The sequence below is a fragment of the Shewanella sp. ECSMB14101 genome (genome assembly GCF_000773485.1).
Lineage (GTDB): Bacteria > Pseudomonadota > Gammaproteobacteria > Enterobacterales > Shewanellaceae > Shewanella > Shewanella marisflavi.
Map to the genome: position 1 here is coordinate 1 of NZ_JSFF01000070.1, position 986 is coordinate 986.

A 986-nucleotide genomic window follows, 5' to 3' on the forward strand; every position below is an offset into this window, starting at 1 on the left:
GGTTCATCGCGGATAAGCGGGGACTAAAAACAAAACGGTAGTAAGTGATAGAGTTTTATCGCCAAACAAAACCTACACAAACTACCGTTTTCATGTCGAATCATACTTTCTTGTCTTCATTCTGGGAAGGCTTTCATATAGTAAAGTCCCATCAGAGTGCGTCATTAATTAAGCTCACCCTCAAACCTAACTCTATCGCTAAGTGTCCGTGCGGGCTTAAAGCTCAAGCCGTACATGAGTATCAATGGCGCAACGTGAAAGAAGCCACACTGCTTGGAGCTCTCGTTGAACTGTCCGTTCAAACTCGACGCATCAAGTGCAGTCACTGCGGCATTAAAACGGAACGACTACCTTGGTTGGAACCTTACGCTCGTATTACTAACCGTCTACGAAGCTATATAGAACAGTTGTTGCCCCTGTTACCAATTAAACATATAGCCCAAGTGACCGGAGTTCATTGGCACACAATCAAAGAGATAGATAAGCGTCGGCTTCAACAAGTAGTACCGCAAGTAAAATGGGGGGAATTAAGGCAACTCGTCATGGACGAGTTCGCCATTTTTAAAGGACACCGCTACGCGACGGTCATTGCTGATGCGAAAAGTCATCAGGTTATCTGGATAGGGCTAGGTCGTAGCCGCAAGGATATTCGACCGTTCTTTGAACAGCTAGGTGAGCATGGCAAAAATATCGAAGCAGTAGCAATGGATATGAATACGGCTTTTGACCTTGAAGTCCAAGAGCATTGCCCAAATGCACGTATCGTTTACGACTTGTTCCACGTTGTTGCTAAGTTTGGTCGCGAAGTGATGGATAGAGTCAGAGTCGACCAAGCCAATAAGCTAAAACATGATAAGAAAGCAAGGCAATGGGTCAAGCGGTCACGCTGGGTATTATTGAAAAATAAGGATAATTTAAATACACAACAGGAAAGCTACCTCTCTGAAATATTGAATATGAATCAGGACTTGATGACAACCTACTTG

The 986-nt window shown here is 44.0% G+C and carries 1 protein-coding gene; it reads left to right on the forward strand.

Annotated features, from left to right (window positions below):
* Positions 1-92: 92 nt before the first annotated feature.
* Positions 93-986, forward strand: an 894-nt coding sequence (locus NY07_RS18805; RefSeq protein ID WP_081953887.1) for an ISL3 family transposase, incomplete at its 3' end; no start/stop codon positions are given.